Annotated in this window: 15 protein-coding genes; 4 read left to right on the top strand and 11 right to left on the bottom strand. The window is 60.5% G+C overall.

All coding sequences use genetic code 11. From position 1 onward, the window contains the following. Positions 1-574: 574 nt before the first annotated feature. From ACLH0I_RS17190 to ACLH0I_RS17170, 5 genes are all read right to left on the bottom strand, one after another. The gene (locus tag ACLH0I_RS17190; RefSeq protein WP_411384881.1) at positions 575-1,537 is read right to left on the bottom strand and encodes a D-2-hydroxyacid dehydrogenase family protein; all 963 of its coding nucleotides are present in this window, start codon (positions 1,535-1,537) and stop codon (positions 575-577) included. Positions 1,538-1,548: 11 nt separating this feature from the next. Further along, a complete protein-coding gene (locus tag ACLH0I_RS17185) occupies positions 1,549-2,580 on the bottom strand; it encodes an alpha/beta fold hydrolase (RefSeq protein WP_411384880.1) in 1,032 nt (343 codons plus the stop codon). 85 nt (positions 2,581-2,665) lie between these two features. Beyond that, the gene (locus tag ACLH0I_RS17180; RefSeq protein WP_411384879.1) at positions 2,666-3,100 is read right to left on the bottom strand and encodes a YqaA family protein; all 435 of its coding nucleotides are present in this window, start codon (positions 3,098-3,100) and stop codon (positions 2,666-2,668) included. Then, entirely contained in the window at positions 3,100-3,546 is a 447-nt protein-coding gene (locus ACLH0I_RS17175) for a DUF411 domain-containing protein (RefSeq protein WP_411384878.1), read from the bottom strand. Before ACLH0I_RS17175 ends, ACLH0I_RS17180 begins: the two co-directional genes overlap by 1 nt. Before the next feature lie 235 nt (positions 3,547-3,781). Continuing rightward, positions 3,782-5,776 carry a methyl-accepting chemotaxis protein gene (locus tag ACLH0I_RS17170; RefSeq protein ID WP_411384877.1) on the bottom strand — a complete coding sequence of 665 codons (1,995 nt, stop codon included), beginning with the start codon at positions 5,774-5,776 and terminating at the stop codon, positions 3,782-3,784. Between the two features lie 237 nt (positions 5,777-6,013). On the opposite strand from ACLH0I_RS17170, the gene ACLH0I_RS17165 reads away from it, so the two are divergent. Beyond that, on the top strand, positions 6,014-6,202 hold the full coding sequence (locus ACLH0I_RS17165) for a hypothetical protein (protein ID WP_186705709.1): 189 nt from the start codon (positions 6,014-6,016) through the stop codon (positions 6,200-6,202). A 9-nt stretch (positions 6,203-6,211) separates the two neighbouring features. On the opposite strand, the gene ACLH0I_RS17160 is transcribed toward ACLH0I_RS17165, so the two are convergent. Further along, on the bottom strand, positions 6,212-6,592 hold the full coding sequence (locus ACLH0I_RS17160) for a fe2+ zn2+ uptake regulation protein (RefSeq protein ID WP_186705708.1): 381 nt from the start codon (positions 6,590-6,592) through the stop codon (positions 6,212-6,214). 295 nt (positions 6,593-6,887) lie between these two features. Here ACLH0I_RS17160 and ACLH0I_RS17155 point away from each other — a divergent pair, with 295 nt between their 5' ends. Then, a complete protein-coding gene (locus ACLH0I_RS17155; RefSeq protein ID WP_411384876.1) occupies positions 6,888-9,236 on the top strand; it encodes an acylase in 2,349 nt (782 codons plus the stop codon). A gap of 176 nt (positions 9,237-9,412) precedes the next feature. On the opposite strand, the gene ACLH0I_RS17150 is transcribed toward ACLH0I_RS17155, so the two are convergent. Then, entirely contained in the window at positions 9,413-10,411 is a 999-nt protein-coding gene (locus ACLH0I_RS17150; protein ID WP_411384875.1) for a FecR family protein, read from the bottom strand. Positions 10,412-10,561: 150 nt separating this feature from the next. Continuing rightward, entirely contained in the window at positions 10,562-15,376 is a 4,815-nt protein-coding gene (locus ACLH0I_RS17145; protein WP_411384874.1) for a dermonecrotic toxin domain-containing protein, read from the bottom strand. A 229-nt stretch (positions 15,377-15,605) separates the two neighbouring features. Here ACLH0I_RS17145 and ACLH0I_RS17140 point away from each other — a divergent pair, with 229 nt between their 5' ends. Together ACLH0I_RS17140 and ACLH0I_RS17135 are read left to right on the top strand one after the other, a co-directional pair. Continuing rightward, positions 15,606-16,637, top strand: coding sequence for an Ldh family oxidoreductase (locus tag ACLH0I_RS17140; RefSeq protein ID WP_411384873.1), 1,032 nt, complete (start codon positions 15,606-15,608; stop codon positions 16,635-16,637). 118 nt (positions 16,638-16,755) lie between these two features. Next, positions 16,756-17,469 (top strand): GntR family transcriptional regulator, encoded by a 714-nt coding sequence (locus tag ACLH0I_RS17135; RefSeq protein ID WP_053125475.1) that lies wholly within the window; start codon positions 16,756-16,758, stop codon positions 17,467-17,469. Between the two features lie 316 nt (positions 17,470-17,785). Here the strand turns inward: ACLH0I_RS17135 and ACLH0I_RS17130 are convergent, their stop codons facing one another. The 3 genes from ACLH0I_RS17130 to ACLH0I_RS17120 form a co-directional block, all read right to left on the bottom strand. Then, positions 17,786-18,736, bottom strand: coding sequence for a PDR/VanB family oxidoreductase (locus ACLH0I_RS17130; protein WP_411384872.1), 951 nt, complete (start codon positions 18,734-18,736; stop codon positions 17,786-17,788). After that, positions 18,733-19,818: a Rieske 2Fe-2S domain-containing protein gene (locus tag ACLH0I_RS17125; RefSeq protein WP_411384871.1), complete on the bottom strand. Its 1,086-nt coding sequence runs from the start codon at positions 19,816-19,818 to the stop codon at positions 18,733-18,735. Before ACLH0I_RS17125 ends, ACLH0I_RS17130 begins: the two co-directional genes overlap by 4 nt. A gap of 135 nt (positions 19,819-19,953) precedes the next feature. After that, entirely contained in the window at positions 19,954-20,859 is a 906-nt protein-coding gene (locus ACLH0I_RS17120; RefSeq protein WP_411384870.1) for a LysR substrate-binding domain-containing protein, read from the bottom strand. Positions 20,860-20,919 lie beyond the last annotated feature (60 nt).

The raw sequence follows: 20,919 nt of genomic DNA, 5'->3' as shown, positions 1-20,919 counted from the left end.
TGCGGCCAGGCGCACAAGCGCTACGAAGGAAAGCGAACGGCTACCCAAACGCGGCGAAGCGAAGCAGCTGGAGGAGCTGTTGCAATGACCAGTGCAAGGACTGCACCAGTCGCTATTGCCCTACCTCTAACCTGACCTGTCGCCGTTGCGAAAAGTTTCGACTTTTTTTCGTCTGGATGACCGGTCGGTTTTCCTCCCGGTTAGGCAGTCTAGGTCAGATCCTAGAGCGGTGCGGCTCGGTTCGTCGCATTGTCCGACAATCACGTTTTTTAGCGGCAATGTCTTACACGACGTTGGGGAATACGCACCGACGAAGTGCACATTCCTGAAAAGAAAAAAGTGTAGGGGGAGGGAGTTGGTTCACTGATGTGCGCGATGGGATGGCGCGACGCACCATCGGGGGGCGGGTGAAATAGCGGCGTTTTGATGGCTAATCACGCCCACTGGAAACACCCCTGTCCCCTGTGGGAGCGAGCTTGCTCGCGATAGCGGTGTGCCAGTCACCAACCCTGCAACTGACCCTCCGCTATCGCGAGCAAGCTCGCTCCCACAAAGGGAACAGTGGTGCTCCTGCTCAGCCCGCCGGCGTCAGCAACCGAATCGGCGTGCCCGCCGCCCAGGCCAGCAGGTCCTCGATCATCAAGGAATAGAACCTCTGGTAATTCTGTCGGCTGACGTAACCCACATGGGGCGTGGCCAGTACGTTGTCCAGGGTTCGGAACGGATGGGCGGCAGGCAAGGGCTCCAGGGCAAAGACGTCCAGGGCGGCACCGGCCAGGCTCCGGTGCTGGAGGGCGTCGATCAGGGCGGTTTCATCGACGATGGGCCCGCGGGAGGTGTTGACCAGCAGCGCCTCGGGTTTCATCCAGGCCAGCGCCTGGGCATCCACCAGGCCGCGGGTGCGTTCGCCGAGCACCAGGTGGATCGAGAGGATGTCGGCCTGTTCGAACAACGCCTGCTTGCTGACATAGGTCACGCCCAATTCGGCGGCTCGTTCGGCGCTGAGGTTCTGGCTCCAGGCGATGACCCGCATGCCGAACACCTGGCCGAACTGCGCCACCCGCGCGCCGATGTTGCCCAGGCCGAGGATTGCCAGGGTCTTGCCGTGCAGGTCGCGACCCAGGCCTTGCTGCCACAGGCCGGCGCGCAAGGCATTGGCTTCCTGTACCAGGTTGCGGGTCAGGGCCATGATCAGCGCCCAGGTCAGTTCGGGCGTGGCGTGCTTGTAGCTGTCGGTGCCGCAGACCTGGATGCCCAATTCGGCGGCGGCCTTCAGGTCCAGGGCGGCATTGCGCATGCCGCCGGTGAGCAGCAGCTTGAGATTGGGCAAGCGGCGCAGCAGGCCTTCGTCGAACACGGTGCGTTCGCGCATCACGCAGATCACCTCGAAGCGCTGCAAGCGTTCGGCGAGTGTGTCGCGGTCGGCGGGGTAGTCGTGGAGAAACGTCACCTGGCCGACGCTGTCGAGCACCGACCAATCCACCACGCCGCGTGCCACATCTTGCCAATCGTCTATGACTGCTATTTGCACCGCCATGGATCACCTCGTCAGGGAATGGGTTTGTCCAGCCAGCCGAGCAGCGCCTTATGGAACCGATCCGGCTCTTCCATTTGCGGGGCGTGCCCCAGATTGGGGAACTCTACCAGGGTCGCGCGCGGAATCAGCCCGGCCACCTGCTTACCCAGTACTTCGTAGTGACCCAGTTTGGCCTTGACCGCCGGCGGCGCGATGTCGCTGCCGATGGCGGTGGTGTCCGAGGTGCCGATCAGCAGCAGGGTGGGCACGGTCAGGTCCTTGAACTCGTAGTAGACCGGCTGGGTGAAGATCATGTCGTAGATCAGCGCCGAGTTCCATGCCACTTGCAGATGACCCGGGCCCTTGTTCAAGCCGGCAAGCATGTCCACCCAACGGTCGAACTCAGGTTTCCAGCGGCCGGCGTAATAGGTAGTGCGCTCGTAATTGCGAATCCCCTCGGCGGTGACCGTCAGCTCACGGGCGTACCATTGGTCCACGGTGCGGTAGGGCACGCCCAAGGCTTTCCAGTCTTCCAGGCCGATGGGGTTGACCATTGCCAGGCGTTCGACCTGATCGGGAAACTGCAACGCGTAGCGGGTGGCGAGCATGCCGCCGGTGGAATGGCCGAGGACGATGGCTTTCTGTACGCCGAGGGCCTTGAGCAAGGCCTGGGTGTTGGTTGCCAGTTGCTGGAAGCTGTACTGGTAAGACTCGGGTTTGCTCGAGGTGCAGAAGCCAATCTGGTCTGCCGCGACGACCCGGTAGCCGGCCTCGCTGAGGGCCTTGATCGAATCGCCCCAAGTGGCAGCGCAGAAATTCTTGCCGTGCATCAGCACCACGGTGCGGCCATTGACCTTGCCTTGGGCCGGCACGTCCATATAGCCCATCTGCAAGGATTGGCCCTGGGACTGTAAGGCGAAATGCTTGAGGGTGTAGGGGTATTCGAAGCCTTCCAACTGCGCACCGTAGGCCGGGCCTTCCGGGGGATTGGCGGCCTGGGCAAGCAGGGGCAGGGCGGCGGTGAGGAACAGGCTGGGCAACCAACGGGGCATGATTCGGGACATGGTCGATCTCCTTGTGGCCGCCGCCGATCCTGGCGCGACCCGATTATGGCGACATTAACCACAGGCAACCGAACGGCCCGAACGTTCAACCCATCCAGCCCAGCGTGGCCAGGGCGAGCACGCCATAGCGCATGCCTTTGGCCAGGGTCACGATCAGCAGGAAACGCCGCCACGGCTCGCCCATCACCCCCGCCACCAGGGTCAGCGGGTCGCCGATGATCGGCAGCCAACTGAGCAACAGCGACCAGCGGCCGAAGCGCTGATAATGCCTGCGAGCCTTGTCCAGATGGGCCGGGCTGACCGGAAACCAGCGGCGGTCCTTGAAGTGTTCCAGGCGCGTGCCCAGCCACCAGTTCACCAGCGAACCCAGGACGTTGCCGACTGTGGCGACCGCGAGCAGCAACCCGGTTTCGTGGCGCTCGCTGAGCAACAGGCCGACCAACAAGGCCTCCGACTGCAGCGGCAACAAGGTCGCCGCGCCGAACGCCGCCAGGAACAAGCCGATATAGGCTTCGCCCATCAGTGGGCCGGGTAATCCGCCACCACGGTTTGGGTCCCGTCTTTTTTCAGGCCGATCACTTGATAAGCGTCGCTCATGCCATCCATTTCCATGCCGGGCGAGCCCATGGGCATGCCTGGCGCGGCCACGCCGAGCAAGTCATCGCGCTTGCCCAACGCCAGCACCTGGTCGGCCGGGACATGGCCTTCGACGAATTTGCCGTTGATTTCGGCGGTGTGGCAGGAGCGCAGGTTCGGCGCCACGCCCAGGCGTTGCTTGACCGAACTCATGTCGGCCTCGACATGGTCGTTGACCTTGAAGCCGTTTTCTTGCAGATGCGAGATCCACTTTTTGCAGCAGCCGCAATTGGCATCGCGGTGCACATCAATGGTCACCGGTTCGGCGGCCTGGGCCAGGGAGGTGAGGAACAGGGCGCTCAAGGCGAGCAGGTGCAGGGGGTTGGCCATGGAGGTGGTCTCGTGTCGTACGGTTTGGAGGGAGGATAACAGAGTAGCGAGCACGAGCTGACAGGGGGCTGAGGCGGGGATTACAGAATTGTCAGGTGGGGGGCGGAAGAAAACCTGTGGGAGCGAGCTTGCTCGCGATAGCGTCGGATCAGCCGACATTGATGTTGACTGTTCGACCGCTATCGCGAGCAAGCTCGCTCCCACAGGAGGGCAGATCTGGAATTTGCGTGTCGCCTTAGCGCACCTTGAACCGTCCCATGATCGCATTCACCCGGGTATTGGCTTCCAGCAGTTGCCGGGTATTGGCTTCGCTGGCCAAGCCGCTTTCCACCAGTTCCTCCACCATGTGGCGGATTTGCACCATGCTGCGATTGATCTCCTCGGTCACCGCGCTCTGTTGCTCGGCGGCGGTGGCGATCTGGGTGCTCAGGCTGTTGATCTGGCTGACCGAGCCGGCCATTTCGTCCAGGCCCGAGTTCACCCGTGACGTCGCATCGGCGGCCGACTGGCAGCTGGCCTGGGTGTTTTCCATGGCCGAGACCGACGAACTCACGCCCTGGGTCAGGCGGGTCAGCATTTCGTTGATTTCCGAGGTGCTGGCCTGGGTGCGAGCGGCGAGGGCGCGGACCTCGTCGGCCACCACGGCAAAACCACGGCCTTGCTCACCGGCCCGGGCGGCTTCGATGGCGGCGTTGAGGGCCAGCAGGTTGGTCTGCCCGGCGATGGCGCCGATCACGCCAAGGATCTCGGTAATGCGCTGGGCGTCCTGTTGCATGCTCTCGACCTTGCGGGTGGCGCTGGCCACCTCATCGATCAGCGCCACCACACTGTTGGAGGCCTCGCCAACCACCACGCGGGAGCGGTCGGCATGCTCGTTGGCGCGTTGGGTGAACGCGGCGGTCTCGGCGGCGTTTTGCGCGACGCTTTCGGCCGTGGAGCTCATCTGGGTAATGGCGGTCACGGTCTGGTCGGTTTCCGAGGCGTGGCGCATCAGGATTTCGCTGGTGTGGGCCGAGGTCCGCTGCAGATCGCCGAGGCTCGACGCCATGGCGCCGGTGGCCTGGGTGACTTCACCGATCATGCCTTGCAGGTAAGCGATGAAGCGGTTGACCGAATGACCGATCGCGCCCAATTCATCCTCGGCCCGGATGATGATGCGTCGGGTCAGGTCGGCATCGCCCGTGGACAAGGCGTCGATGTTGCCTTTGAGCACCTTCATGCGGTGGGTCAATTGGCGGATCGCGTAAAGTTGCATCAACACCAACAGGATCACCATTGGGATCTGCAGCAGGCTCAAGGTGTTCAGCACATCGTCGCGTTGGGCGGTGATCAGTCGGGTTGGCAGCGCAGTGGCAAGGAACCACGGCGAACCTTCGATAGGGCGCATGAAAAAGGTGCTGGCCTCGCCCTTGTTGTCGAACTCGACCCGCTGCAACGGCTGGTCACGCTTGGCCAGGCCTGCCTTGACCTGGGCAGCGAATGGCGAGGATGCCGCCAGGTCGCCGATATTCTTCAACACGATCGGCCCGCTGATGCGCGAACTGTTGCTGATGATCTTGCCGTCGCCTTCGACGATCAGCATTTCGGCGCTCAGGTCGGCTTCCTTGCGCGCAATCAGGTCGTTGAAGAAGCCCAGGGTCACGTCGATGGTGGACACGCCGTAAGGCACGCCATTCTTCTGGATGGCCATGGCGCAGTTGGTGCGGGGCTCGGCGCTGGCGTCGTCTTTATAGGCTGCGGCCCAGGCGCATTTGCCAGGCGGCGTGGCCATGCCGCCCTTGTGCCAGGGTTGCTCGTAATAGTTGGGCGCGGCGTCACTGTTCCAGAAGGTATTGACCACCAGCTTGCCGGACGCATCGCGATGCCAGAACGTGCTGAACTTGCTACGTCCCTCGGCCCGCTGGTTGGGCAACGGCCAGATCCCGCCGCCGAAGACTTTCAACTCGCCGTACTGGTCAACCAGCCCCGGCAATACTTTGTCGATGGCATCGCTGTCGAGCAACGGGATGGTCTGGGTGATGCTGCGTTGCTGCGCCTGCACCTTGTTCAGTTCGCCCTGGATCTGCTCGGCAACCTCGGCGATGCGGTTCAGCGCCACTTGCTCTTCAGTCTGGCGCAGCTTGGGCGCCACCAGGTAACTGATGCCCACCACGGTCAGGAGGGACAACACCAGCATGAAAATGACCAGGAACAGGGTGTAGCGAGCCTGAATCGTTCGGAATGAGGGCATGTGGAAATCCTTGCACGAAGGCGACTTTCTGGAGCAGGCGGATGGGCAGTCCTGATTGTATCGGCCTGGGGTGATGCAGCTTTAGAGGTCAGTCGGTCAAGGAATAAAACGAGGGGATTGCACGAAGACTTGCCTTCGGCTGTACCATGATGCCCCCTTGGCAGCCTGTCATTCCGGCAATACGGTATGGACCTGGCAGCCTTTGGATACAGAACGGATACATTCAGGAAATTGGCAATGACTCATTCGCAACGTTTGAAATACTCGATTCTGATCGTTCTCGTCGTCCTGGCAATCATGCTGGGGCTGTCCTGGATGCAGGGCCAGGGCATGATCAGCGAGCAGCTGTTTCAATACATCGCCATTGCCGTGGCGGTCATCGTGGTGGTGATCAACGGCGTGATGCGGCGCAAGGTCAAGCCCTGAGCGCCGGGTTCAATCCTCGGCTTCGAGCACGGCCATCGCGCTGGGGTGCAGGCGGTAGCTTTTATCGGGGTTGAGGGTCACGACGCCCTCGCTGCACAGGCGCTTCAACACCTCGCGCACGCTGAGAAAGGACAACGGAATGTCCAGCCCCAATAACTGGCTGTGCACACCACGCACGCCCAGGCAGCGGTTTTCGTGGGCGGCCTTGAGCAGCGCATCGATAACTTTGAGGCGAATCAGGCTGGTCCTGAGCCCGAAGCTCTTGAGCAGGCGCCTGATGTGGTCGTTGCCGCCGCGCTCTGGCGGCCTGTCGAATTCACGGTGGGTGGCATTCAGCGAGACGCCGGTCGGCCTTGGCTTGCCCTCCATGGGCAGTTGCGCGTTACGCATGCAGAAACTCCTTACCAGCCTGATCAGAAAAGGTCACGAATACTCTCCTGTTATAGGACGAACGAGGATGGGCAATCATGAAGGCGGCGATGTGAAAAAATTGCCCCGGCTTCGTCAAACCCCCGTGCTCAAGCGGCGCCAGGCCATTAATTTTTTTTTATCCGGTTCGTTTTCAAGGTAGGCACATTCCGGTTCAGCATGCGGTGTGTGATTTCCCAGGCGGGCCGAGTGTTGTCTACAGGCGCAGCGGTAGCCGTTCTGGTTTTTGCGGTTTTCATCAGGAGAGAACGTGAGAATGTCCGGGCAGTTATCGAGGGTTGGCCTTACAGGCGCTTTTCTAGGGATCGCCCTCGGGCTCAGCCCTGTGGTCTATGCGCAGGACGATGGGGCGCAGGCCAGTGCCGAGATCCGGCGCACCCGTTTTGGCGTGCCGCATATCCGGGCTCAGGACGAGCGTGGGTTGGGTTATGGCATCGGCTATGCCTACGCCCAGGACAACCTGTGCCTGCTGGCCAATGAGATTGTTACGGTCAACGCCCAGCGCTCGCGTTATTTCGGGCCCGAGCAGGTCACGGTCGAACAGCGGGAGAACCGCGTCAGCGACCTGTTCTTCAACTGGCTCAATACGCCGCAAGCGGTTTCCGGTTTCTGGCAGGCCCAGACGCCCCAAGTGCAGCAATTGGTCGAAGGCTATGCGGCGGGCTACAACCGCGCGTTGGCCGAGCACAAGGCCAAGGGCCTGCCCGAACAGTGCGCCAGCGAGTGGGTACGGCCAATCACTGCGCTGGACTTGGTCAAGTTGACCCGTCGGTTGTTGGTGGAAGGCGGCGTCGGCCAATTCGCCGAAGCCCTGGCAGGTGCGCAACCGCCCAAGGCGACCGCGCTCGCCGCCGCTCCGGCCGCGAGTTTCGCTGCCGCCGCGACCCGGCAGCAGCGTTTTGCCCTGGAGCGCGGCAGCAATGCCCTGGCCATCGGCAGTGAGCGCTCGTTCAACGGTCGTGGGATGTTGTTGGCGAACCCGCATTTTCCGTGGGTGGGCGGCATGCGTTTCTACCAGATGCACCTGACCATTCCCGGCAAGCTGGACGTCATGGGCGCGGCGCTGCCAGGCCTGCCGATGATTAACATCGGTTTCAGCCAGCACCTGGCCTGGACCCACACCGTCGACAGTTCCAAGCATTTCACCCTGTACCGCCTGCAACTCGACCCGAAGGACCCGACCCGCTACTTGCTCGATGGCAAGTCCGTACCGATGAGCCAACAGACGGTCACAGTGGACATCCAGCAACCCGACGGCCAGGTGCAGACGGTTTCCCGCGTGGTCTATGGCTCGCAGTTCGGCCCGATCGTGCAATGGCCCGGCCGGCTGGACTGGGATAACCGGTTCGCCTACAGCCTGCGGGACGCGAACCTGGAAAACGATCGGGTGCTGGCCCAGTGGTACGCCATGAACAAGGCGGTCACGCTCAAGGACTTGCAGGCCGCCGTCCATGAGATCCAGGGCATTCCCTGGGTCAATACCCTGGCGGTGGACGACCAGGGGCAAAGCCTCTACATGAATGTGTCGGTGGTGCCGAACGTCGATGCCGACAAACTGTCCCGGTGCAGCGATCCCAGGGCCGGGTTGCAGATGATCGTGCTGGATGGTTCTCGCAGCGAATGTGCCTGGGGCAGCGATGCCAAAGCGGTACAGAAGGGCATTTATGCCGCCGACAAGCTCCCGCAGCTGCTGCGTCGTGATTATGTGCAGAACTCCAACGATTCGGCCTGGATGGTCAACCCGGCGCAACCCTTGTCCGGTTATTCCCCGTTGATCAGCCAGCACGGCCAGCCACTGGGGCTGCGCGCGCGTTTTGCGCTCGAGCGGATGGGCCAGTTGGCCAAGGCCGGGCCGGTGAAGGTGGAGGATTTGCAACACATGGTCATGGACGATCAGGTGTACCTGGCGGACCAGGTGATGCCGGACCTGCTCAGCGTATGCGCCGGTGACCTGGGGAGCGATGCGCGGACGTTGGCCGAAGCCTGTGCCAGCCTCAAGGCCTGGGATCGCAAGGCTGGTTTGAATAGCGGCCTGGGGTTCGTGCATTTCCAGCAGATCATGGAACGGCTGCAGGCGCTGCCTGACTCATGGCGCGTCGCGTTCGATCCCAAGGATCCGCAACGCACCCCGCGCGGCCTGGCGATTGAGCGGCCGCCTGTGCTCAAGGCCGTGCGCGAAGCCATGTTGGCCTCGGTGGAGGCGGTGAAGGCTGCCGGGTTGTCGAAGGACAGCCGATGGCAAGACGTCCAGGTGGCCAGCAGTGGCGCCCGACAGACACCGATCCACGGCGGCCCCGGGGAGCTGGGCATCTATAACGCGATCCAGAGCGTGCCGGGGGCGAACGGCAAGCGAGAGGTGGTCAGCGGCACCAGCTACCTGCAAGTGGTGACGTTTGACGATAAAGGTCCACAAGCCCAGGGGCTGTTGGCGTTCTCCATTTCCAGCGACCCTGCTTCGCCTTATTCGGCCGACCAGACCCAGGCGTTTTCGCAGAAACAGTGGAGTGTGCTGCCCTTCACCGAACAGCAGATCAAGGCTGATCCACAGTATCAGGTCCTGATTATTCGTGAGCGGGATGAGGCGGGCAGGGTGGCGACGCAATAACCGCTGTTGTACCTGAGGCGTTCGGCAAACCCGTGGCGAGGGAGCTTGCTCCCGCTTGAGCGCGAAGCGCTCACAAATGGGTCTGCTGCGCAGCCCAGCGGGAGCAAGCTCCCTCGCCACAGGTTCGTCATTCCCTTTAAGTGAACAGAATTTCGTTCCCAAAGAGGCCTTTTCAGTTATTGAACCGGCCGTTGCCCGATGGGATTGAGCACCGGGTTGCCGTCCTTATTCTGCGTCAGGTAGACCGGCAGGACTTTCGGCAACGAAGCCACAAGGTTCTGTACTTCGCCGATGTTGTAGACACCCCCGACACGCAGGCCGCCGGTGCTGTTGTCAGCGAGCATTACGGGACGGTCGAGGTAGCGGTTGATCAGCGGCAGCGCATCGCTCAGGGCAAGGTTATCCAACACCAACTTGCCGTTGCGCCACGCCAGCGAGCTGTCGTTGGGATCGGTCTCGCGGACTTGCGGTTGGTGGTCGCCCGCCTTGTAGCTCGCTTGCATGCCCGGCGAAAGTTGCAGGCCGTTATGGGTGAGCGCCTGGTTACTGATGACCTTGACCGAACCTTCCACCAGCGTGACCCGCACCTGGTCCTGGTACATCCAGACGTTGAAGCGCGTCCCGGTCACCCGCACCTGGCCTTGGCCGGCGCGCACGACAAACGGATGTTGTTTGTCATGGGTGACGTCAAAAAACGCCTCGCCTTTTTTCAACGTCACCCGACGCTCGTTTTTGTAGTTGGCGAAGGTTAGCTCGCTGCCCAGGTTGAGTTCGACCTGGCTGCCGTCGTCAAGCGTGATCTGGCGGACGCTCGTGCCGGCTTCGAATCGCTCGTAGGAATTGGCAACCCAGCCCAGATTCCAGCCGGTGTAGGCGGCCACGGGCAGGCCCACGACGAGCATCGCGGCGGCGACAGCCAACCGGCTCCAACGCGACCGGAGCCTGGACGCTGGGGCGGGGGCTGCTGGCTCGACGCGCGGCAGATGATCGGCCACCTCCCAGATTTCCAACATGGCTTCGTATTCGAACGCATGCAGCGGATCGGCATCGTGCCATTGCTGGAACGCCTGCCGTTCGGCATCGGTGCAGTCGACGGCATGCAGACGCATGCACCAATGGGCAGCGGCATCGGTAATGGCGTCGTATTCGGCTTCCGAGAGGGTATGTTCGGTCATTGATTCGTCCTGATTTGCCGCATTCTAACCTTCCATCACCGCTGTCGAGAACAGCGGTGATGGCGTTTGCGCACTAAAGAACGGTTTTTTTATCGTCGTATCGAGCGTTGTTTCTCGTGTCACTGTTGCATGATCGACGTGAAAAAAAGATCAATGGGCAGAGCGCTGGTCGAGCTGGCGCCCTAGTTCGCAGATCAACAGGGTAATGGAGTCGGCATTGCGGAGTATGACGTCGATCCGCTTGTCCGGTAAAAGGGGGTCGAGGAAAGCATCACGTGCTTCGTTCATGTTGCGGGTCCCTGTTATTTTCAGGATTTCCTTGACCGTCTCCTTCTCTCGGGGGAAAAACTCCAGGCCTTTGTAGGTATTGTCGTTCTCATCCCACTGCGTAAATAGTTTTGATTTTGGGGTGCTTAATGAAAGCCCGTCCTGTTGCAGTTCTTTTTGCAGTTCATATTTCACTTTTCCCAAATGAGTTGCTGTTGAAATCAAATCCAGGAACGGCATCGGCGCATCGAGATAGATAATATCGAGCGTATTGAACAACTGATGGGATATTTCGTGGATAAACGTCGCGCCCTGGGCGTGAGCATCAACATCAAAGGAATCGGGGACGATGCTTTTATACCAATCCAGACCCAGGTCAAAGAAAAACTGTGTGATATAAATTCTTCCCCGCGCTTCAGGTTCGAGTACAAACGCCGTGGCCCTGTCCGCCAGATGTTTCAGGCTGCCAACAACGATTTGGTCCGCATGTTGCAATTCCCAGGTCGGGTCGGCCAGTGCTTGGCAGATCGGTGAAATCGCTGTGTCTATTTTCCCTACAAGCCGGGGGTCTACCACGTTTACGTTGAAGAACGATTTCAGGTAAGTATCCAACCGCGAGCCTGATAGCGCCTGCCGTTTAAGTTGCTCAAGGTTTTGCAAGGCATTGGAGCAGTAGAGCCGTGCGGTCGCCAGCGCTTGAACAATCGTATTGGCACGATATGGGTATTTTCTACGTATCTCAGCCATGCCCCGTGCCTCGATATTCAATGTCCCCTTGGCTTTGAAATCACTGTAGGTGACGGCCATTTTCGACCCGGCCTTGCCAAAGCGAATCGTCTGGCGCTGCGGGTCAATCGCCCATGTCCAGTCATCAGGCGAATACTTCAGTAACGGCCCTTCGCCGTCGTCATGAATGATTCGCCAGGCCAGGCCGGCTTTTGCCACTTGATAGACCTTGCCGGCAAGGGGAATGTAGCGCTTGCCGGTTTCCACTACCCTGTAGGTTCCGTCCATCACATTGAGTTGAAGATCCGAGAGACTGACGTCCAACGCTTCGAAGACCTGCAGGTCGGTACGGGCCGAAGCCGTGCAGGCGATGTCCTTCCAATTCAGCGGTGACGGGGCGCTCGCCGAAACGGGTTCGATGGGGTCAAGAAGGCCGAATGTATCGTCGCGATTCAAAAAGCCGAGTGAAACCATTTCCGCGGCGCCAGCGATGAAGTTGTGCAATCCGCTTTTCCAATCATGCTGCTGCAAGTCTTCGGCGGAATCCTTGAAGTCCTGATAGCTTTCCCAAAGTGTTTCCAGAAAGGATAATTTGGCCGGTAACTGCTTCCCGAGCATCCTGACGCCGGTGCTGAACAGATGGAGGGCTGTTGCCCAATCAGACTGACGGTGGTTCTGGGTTTGCGCGGTCAACATATCTGCCAGTAACGCGGCGTTGTCGTCATACAGCGTGTGCAGCACATTGGTATTGATGGGACTGAAGCCCAGGGTCATCTCCGATGGTTTCCCCCGGGTGGACGCGAAGAGATTTTTAAACGTGGCTTGTTGCGCCTTGGGAAGCCGGCGAATCAGCAAGTCCTGGAGCGCACCAGGGGTATTGAATGCAGCGACGATGCGCTCTTCACTTTCGAACTCTTGCAACAGATCACCGTCATGGTAGGGCGAATACAGGACGTGAGGGCTGGTTGCATCGTTAATCGAGCTGAACAGGTAAAGCCCCAACGCTTTAATCGCGGCACCGCCTTCGGTCTTGATCAGCTCCACAGGGCGGAAGTAGGCGCTAAAGCCCTCGACTGCTTGGCGAGCGATGGCGTCCGGCATATCCATGACTTGCCGAAACAGGTCGAATGCCGTCGGGGAGAGGTGTTGCTGCAGATACCGTGCGTGCGCGTACTGCAACAATTGCCAGGGCAGTTGTTGGTGAAAGCGCCGCTTTCTGGACCGCACGGCTGCCGTTGGCCCAGAAAGGGATTCGGTTACGTCGTTTTTATAAGTGGTCGGGATTTCCAGGGACAACAAGATTTGCCGTACCGCCATTTCGTTAAAACCGTCAGGCAATGGCTGGGTGGATGTTGACGAAACCTTGAAACCCTTCTCGGTCACATCGATGTGATTCAACGCAAAGTCGGTCAATGAACTGGCTGGCCCAACGATCGCCAGGTTGGGCGTAATCCGGACGGTGTCGGGGTCCAGGTTTTTCCCAGGAAAGCGCGCGTCCAATAGCGCTTGCAGTTTTTTGCGCACATAGGTGCCCAGGGGCTCGATGCCGTCCAGGTAATCCTTGCCATCGGACGCGCTGTTTTTATATTGCTCAATCACTTCTACGTGCACACGTCTTTCTTCAAGGGGGGCCGTGCCAAGCCAGGCAGGTAGTTTCTGCTGGCGTTTAATTGCCTGGGCAAGGGAGGTGGCGCGCTTCAGATTGGTGGGCGCTCCTTTGTGCAGGAGCGCCTGAAGACTTTTGATCAAGGCCGGCCCGGTAAGTCGCCAATCGCCGGCTTTCAATGTGCTCAGATAGCCATACTCGCCCTCGAAGTATTTGATGAATGAACGCATCCGATTGACCAGCACATTGTCTTCGATCAGTTCATAAGCAAGGAGCTGGTAGCGCCTATGGGGCAAGCGTTGAGGGGCAGTGAGATTTTCCAGCAAGCCAAAGCGTCTTTGAGAGTCGAGCAGACGTTGATTCAATCTCTGAGTGGCGCTATCAACGGACGAAAAAGCCTGCAAGCCCTCGGCGGGCGTCCACAGAATGGCCATGCCTGAGTGGGGCGTATCGAGTCCGCCACGCTCGGTTAATAGAAAACAACTGGCGAGAGGCAACTGAACCGTTCGACCTTCTTCGCTGCATGCGAGCTTCAACGAATAGACGTCTGGCCGAAAGCCCCTGACGGGTGTGCGTTGCGAACGGTCCGGGTAGTCCGGGTCGTAGGCAAAAACCGTTTTGATCAGATCATTTGCAATCGGCGGCAGGCTCGAATCAAGCGCCCTGAGTTCGGCCTCGGCACGGATGCCCAAGGAATAAACATTGGTCAGTTCCGCCAGCAGCGGCCTGAGGGGGTTGAGCTGCGAAACGTCGGCAGATGTCGGTAATTGACTAAAGAGGCCGTCGAAAGCGTCCTCGACATCGGTATAGCTCTTGATTTTTCTTTCCATTTGATCGGCCAGGAAGTTGGATGGGCGCAGGTCGCCATGAAACGCGGGATGCGTCCCCCAATGTCCGGCGGTTGGCTGACTCAAAAGGCTTTTGTTGATGAACGCACGTATATCCAGCGCCTTGTCGATAAGCGAGTGGATGTCGACCGCGGCCTGGCGCGACATTTCCAGTGCGTAGTGCAGGTTCCCCACCTGTTTGTCGATGATGGCGCTGGCCAGGGATTCGGCGATCGGAAAGGCCACCGGTTTACCCGAAACCTGCGGGTCGTCAAAACTCTGGAATCGGTTACGGTCTTCCAGGCTGAGAAGGCTATAGAGCGTTTCCTTTCGTTCGACCGTAGCCGGCATACCGAGCAAGGCCTGTTTGAACCCCAGGTGATTTTCCACTTTCTGAAGAGGGTAGCCGGGGGTGTAGAGATAATGACCCTCGCCGCTAATCATCAAGGACCCCGCGAGTTCCACGTCATTGGGCTCATATTCCCAGAGCCGGATCGTTTCGATAAATAAAAGTGCCTCATCCCGGCGAGACGGCCGGAATAGCCGAAGCAGTTCTCGACTTTGCCTTTCGGTCAGTTGTTTTTTTTCCCGCTGGATCAAAATGGTTGCCCGCAACGCCTCCTCGATGAACAGAGACAGTAATTGGCGGCGAGGAATATAGAAGGCGCTACGCGCCTGCCAATAGGCATTGATGCATTCCGTAAACGCCGGGATCAGCTTGGCGGCCGTGGTCTTCACTATGTTTTCCCACCGCTGCGCATTGTGGGACGAAGCGCTTGTATCGGGATGCGACAGGTCGGCTTCATACCCGGGAGGCCAGCCCTGATTGTGGAAATAGATCAGGACCGCGTCGCTCAATGAAACGCTTTCAGTGACCGGTATCGCTGTCGGATCGCTCAGGTGACCGCGTTTTCGAAGCGCCACGCGGGCCTGCCTATGATCCAGGTCCGGAAGGATCTCGCTGAGTACCTGATCCAGCATGGAGGCGAGCGAAGGCAGCTGGATCAGCTCATTCACCATGGATCGGGCATTAAGGTCTTGGGCGTGTTCGATGGATTCGATCTGAGCCTTGAACACGTCGCCGCTGATCGTGCCCCTGTCCTGCCTGATGGTGGGTGTGCTGTTGAGTTCTCTGCGCTGGGAGAGCGACAGGAACCGAAACAGGTCGTCGCGCGCCGTAGGGTTGCGCAACATCTCGTCAATTTTTTCCTCGATGGCTTGCCGATTGTCGAACTTTGTAATTCCACCCTGGGGCGTATAGAGGTACGCCGCTTCGGTGTCCGCTGCGCCAGCCGTTGGCGAGACCCTGAGGATAAAACAGCCGGCCAGCGGAATCGGGGACTTACCCTCGGCCGCAAGCAGGATCGTTTCGGCGGCCATCGGTGGGGTTTGTGCGGTGCGCAGTGTGTGGCTGGGCAGGGAAACATGCTGCAGCCAGTCGAGGTCTGCCTGCGTCAAGCCGTGGGCTGCGATCAAGTCGTCCGGCGTGGCGGCAGCCAATACCTCGGGAAATAAAAGTGGCATGTTTTCAGTCAGCATCGTTGCATCTCGATCAAGGCACCGTGCAGCGGTGCGAACAAGGAGGGAGCCGCCAGACTAGGCAACGACGAACGAGCAAAGGTGGTACATAGTTACCGCACGCGGGTTTCCTGACTGGTCGGGCCGCCGCCACGGTCAAGGATTGACAGCGCGCGCCTGAAACGGTGTTTAATCACCGGGCGGGTCCTTCACGCTGTTGCTACCTCCAACAATCATTCCGGAGCTTCAGATGTCTGCGCCATCCGATCATGCTGCTTCTCGCACCCTGTCTTTCGATGCTCTGGTGAGTTTGCTGGAGAAGATTTTCCTGCGTCATGGCACCTCGACCGAAGTCGCCCGGTGCCTGGCTGAAAACTGCGCCGGGGCCGAGCGCGACGGCGCCCACAGTCATGGGGTGTTTCGCCTTCCCGGGTATGTCTCGACGCTGAACAGCGGCTGGGTCAACGGCAAGGCCGTGCCGGTGGTCGAAGACGTCGCCTCAGGGTTCGTCGCGGTGGATGCCGGCAACGGCTTTGCCCAGCCAGCCCTGGCCGCCGCGCGCCCATTGTTGGTGGAAAAGGCCCGCAGCGCCGGTATCGCTGTCCTGGCCATTCGCAACTCCCATCACTTCGCGGCGCTCTGGCCGGATGTCGAGCCGTTTGCCTACGAAGGCCTGGTGGCACTGAGTGTGGTCAACAGCATGACGTGCGTGGTGCCCCATGGCGCGGACCGTCCATTATTCGGTACCAATCCCATTGCCTTCGCCGCGCCACGGGCCGACGGTGAGCCGATTGTCTTCGACTTGGCCACCAGCGCCATCGCCCACGGCGACGTGCAGATTGCCGCGCGCAAGGGCGAGTTGTTGCCGCCGGGCATGGGCGTGGACAGCCTTGGCCAACCGACCCGCGACCCCAAGGCGATCCTCGAAGGCGGCGCGCTGCTGCCGTTTGGCGGGCACAAGGGCTCGGCGTTGTCGATGATGGTCGAGTTGCTGGCGGCGGCGCTGACGGGGGGCAATTTTTCTTTCGAATTCGATTGGAGCAATCATCCGGGCGCCAAGACGCCATGGACCGGCCAGCTGTTGATCGTGATCGACCCCAGCAAGACCGCCGGGCAAGACTTCGCCGAGCGCAGCCGGGAACTGGTCAGGCAGATGCATGGCGTCGGGTTGCGACGATTGCCGGGCGACCGTCGTCATCGCGAGCGCGGCAAAGCCAATGAGCAGGGGATTACGTTGGACGAGCAGACGTTGGCGCAGTTGCGGGAACTGGCGGGCATTTGAGCCCCAGCGGTGGCAGCCAAGGTGGTTGCCACCCGCTTTATCGCGGCCCCGTGCCTTGCCGTGACACGCTGGGCCAAGCCTTCTACTATGACGGCTTCTTTTTTCTGGAATCGCCTGGATGAGTAAGCCCGGCCAAACGGTGCTGGTTGCGCTGCGCAAGATGATCGCCTCGGGTGAGCTGGCCGCCGGCGAGCGCTTGATGGAAATCCCTACAGCCGAGTTGTTCGGTGTTTCGCGCATGCCGGTGCGCATGGCGTTCCGCACCCTGGAGCAGGAAGGGTTGCTCGTGCGTTTTGGCGGGCGCGGTTTCCAGGTGCGTTCGGTCAGCGCCGAGCAAATTGCTGGGGCCGTGGAGGTGCGTGGCGTGCTGGAAGGCTTGGCGGCACGGCAGACAGCCGAGCATGGTTTGTCCGAAGAAGCCCGCGCGACGCTTGAGCAATGCTTGGTACAGGGCGATGAATTGTTCGCCAAAGGCTACGTCACCGAGGACGACCTGGAGGTCTATCACGACCTCAACATGCGCTTTCACCAAGTGATCGTCGAAGGCAGCCACAACCCGGCGATCGCCGATGCCCTGGCCCGCAACGATCATTTGCCATTCGCCTCAGTCACCGCCCTGGCGGTGGATCGCCAGAACATGGCAGGTGAGTTTCGCCGTTTCAACTATGCCCATATGCAACACCATTCCGTGTTCGACGCACTGATCAACCGCCAGAGCGGCCGCGCCGAGGCGATCATGCGCGAGCATGCCAATGCGACCCTGCGCTACGCCGAGGTGTTCGGCTCGACACTGGCTGATGAGCGAATGAAGGTGATCCTGCGTTCGGAGTGACCGCCTCGGCGCCTGGTGATTGCAATATTCGTATCCACTCCAAATCCCCTGTGGGAGCGAGCCTGCTCGCGAAAGCGGTGGGTCAGTTTGCGGTGATGTTGGATACCCACAAGGTATTGGGAACCGCACGGTCCTGTGGCGAGGGAGCTTGCTCCCGCTGGGGCGCGCAGCGTCCCCAAAAAAGCGATGAGCGCTGCGCACTCAAGCGGGAGCAAGCTCCCTCGCCACAAAAGCTTTCCCAGCCATCACGGCACATATTGATCCACGGTAAACACTGTGGAGCAAGCCCACCACAGGATTCCGTGTTGTCTGGGTGTTAGAGGTCGAGGACCAACACCGGTGTCTTCGACCTGGAGCAGCACGGGGTGAACTGGTCGTTGCAGGCCTGCTCAGCTTCGGTCAGAAACATGTCCCGATGTTCCGGCACACCTTCCAGCACCCGCGTCAGGCAGGTACCGCACACGCCTTGTTCACAGGAGATCGGGATTTCGATGCCATGGCTCTCCAGCACCTGCACCACGCTGCGGTCCGCCGGTACATCAAACACTTGGCCACTGCGGGCGAGCTTGACCGAAAAGCTGCCATCGGCGCGGGTGTCGGTGGGGGCGGCGGCGAAGTATTCGCGGTGCAGGCAGTCTTCCTGCCAGCCCTGGCTCTTGGCGGTGTCGAGGACGTGCTGCATGAAACCTCCGGGCCCGCACACGTAGAGGTGCAGGTCGCTATCGGGGGCGGTCAGCACCTTGGCGGCGTCCAGCAGGGTTTCGGGTGCTTCATCGAAATGCAGGAAGACCCGGTCGGCGTAAGGGGCCTGGCGCAGGCGTTCGACGAAGGCCGCACGGTCCCGCGAACGGGCGCAATAATGCAACTCGAACGCCGCACCGCTCTGGGCCAGGTGCTCGGCCATGCACAGGATTGGCGTAATGCCGATGCCGCCGGCAAACAGCAGGCTGCGCCGGGCGTGGGGAGCAAGCGAAAACAGGTTGCGCGGTTCGCTGATGTGCAAGCGCATGCCGGGCTGGATAAGTTCATGCAAGCTGCGCGAACCACCGCGGGACGCCGGGTCCTTGAGCACGCCGATGAGGTAGCGATGCCGTTCCTCGGGATGGTTGCACAGCGAGTACTGGCGAATCAGCCCGTCGGGCAAGTGCACATCGATATGGGCACCGGCGGTGAAGGCGGGCAATGGCTCGCCGTCGACCCGCGTCAGCTCGTAGCTGCAAATATCGAGGGCTTCGCTGTTTCGCGCCGTGACCTGGACTTCGATCATGGCCGTTGCTCCGCCAGTTGCGGCTGATGAGTGCTGGCGATCAACTCGGCTTGAGCCTCACGCTCCCGTGCGATCCAGCGCTCCAGCACCCGCCGGGACTGCACGCCGCCGGCATCGATGTTGAGCTTGAGCAGGTTGCGCTGTGGATGGTCCAGCAGGTTGCGCTGTTGGCGTTCGAGCATTTCCAGGTCTTCGCTGAAAATCTTGCCCTGGCCTTCGCGAATGGACGCGGTGAGGGCGTCATCCTGCGGCTGGAAGTGCCGGGCCATGCCCCAGAAGTACCAAATCGAGGTCTCGGTTTCCGGTGTGATGAAATCCACCACGATGCTCGACGCCTTGAATTGCGGTGCAGCGTGATAGCCGCCATTGCCGGCATGGGCCACGCCCACTTCGATCAGCACATGGCTGGGCGGGGTGAAACGGCAGATCTGCCAGCGATCCACCGGCACGTCATCGGCCAGGTTGTTGCCGCGCAAGGCCATGCGCCAGAACGGCGGAGCCATGATGTTTTCCATATGGCGGGCGGTGACTACTTCATCGCCCTCGACGGTGGTTACCGGCGGCGCTTCGTCGATTTCCTTCTGGCCGATGCTTGAGGCGTGGACGTAAGTCTCGTGGGTCAAGTCCATCAGGTTGTCGATCATCAGGCGATAGTCGCAGTGAATATGGAACAGACCGCCACCGTAGGCCCATTCATCGCTTTCGGCCCATTCCAGATGATGGATCCGTGCCGGATCGGCCAGCGCCTGGTCACCGGGCCAGACCCAAATGAAGCCATGCCGTTCCTGCACCGCAAAGGTCTTGTTGCAGGGAAATCCTCGTACCCGTTGCCCCGGCATCTCGACGGTCTTGCCATCACCGCCCATCACCAAGCCGTGGTAGCCGCACACCAGGTTGCCGTTTTCGACGTAGCCCAAGGAGAGCGGGGCGCCGCGATGGGGGCAGAAGTCTTCCACGGCTGCGACCTTGCCTTCGTGCCCCCGGTAAAAAACCATCTTCTCACCACAGATCTGGCGACCCAGGGGTTTGTCGGCGATTTCATCGGGGGTGCAGGCAACGTACCAGGCGTTCTTGGGGTACATGACGGATCTCCAGGCGAATTGTTCTTGTTTGTGGATCCATTAACCCTCTTAACTAATTTAGTTGTCAACGGTTTTGCTGTGTGAATGGACGATTGGCTAAATCAGTGGATCCATTGTGTGGCTCAGGTGATCAGTTCAGAACCGATAGGCCGCCGGCACTTGCGCTTCGATGAAGCGCCGCATGTGCTCCAGAAAACTGGCTTGCAGCCTGGAAACCGGGCCCTGGATGGGCAGGAGCATGCTGAAGTCCATTTCTATCGCCGGCTCGAAGGCGCGAAAGACGATGCCCTGGCCGCGATATTCGACAGCGCTGATGGCGTCCACCAGCGCCACGCCCAGGCCTTGTTCGACCAGCACGCACATGGGCAGCGAGAGTTGGGTTTCCAGGCGCAGTACACGGTCCACGCCATGGGCGGCGAAGATCGCATCGATCTGCTGGCGCGAGGCAATCGACTGGGGATAGGAAATGAACGGTTCGCCCTGCAAGTCTTCCGGACGGATCGTCTCTTGGTCCTGCAAGCGATGGCCGGCGGGCAGGGCGCAAAGCATGCGCGTCGCCAGCAGTTTTTCCGCACGGGGGCTGGGGTAGGTGTTGGGCAGCACGATCAGGCCCAGGTCGCAGCGTTGGCCCACCACCAGGTCCACAACTTCCCGGGACGAATGCACCACCAGCGATATCTGCATCTGATCGTGTTCGGCCATGAACGCGGCAATCGCCCGAGGCACGAATGACAAGCCCATGGCGGGTGCGCAGGCAATGTGCAGTGAGCCGCGCTTGAGCGTGCGGATGTCCTGGGCGGTCCGTGCAATGCGTTCCACGCCCAGCAGCGAACGTTGCACTTCCTGATACAGGGTTATGGCCTCGGCGGTGGGTTGCAGCCGCCCCTTGACTCGGTCGAACAGGCTGAAACCGATGTCCTCTTCCAGGCTGGCGATCAACCGGGTCGCCGCCGGTTGCGAGATGTGCAGCATTTCGGCGGCGCGGGTCACGGTCTGGCCCAGGATCACGGCGCGAAAAGCTTCCAATTGACGGAGGTTCATGGTGCGGACCTATCCATAACAAAAAAACATGAGATTGCCAAAATAAAGCATTTTTCAAGA

It is taken from the genome of Pseudomonas sp. MPB03, from assembly GCF_046605385.1.
GTDB classification, from domain to species: Bacteria; Pseudomonadota; Gammaproteobacteria; order Pseudomonadales; family Pseudomonadaceae; genus Aquipseudomonas; species Aquipseudomonas zanjanensis.
This window is presented reverse-complemented; position numbering and strand designations above follow the sequence as displayed.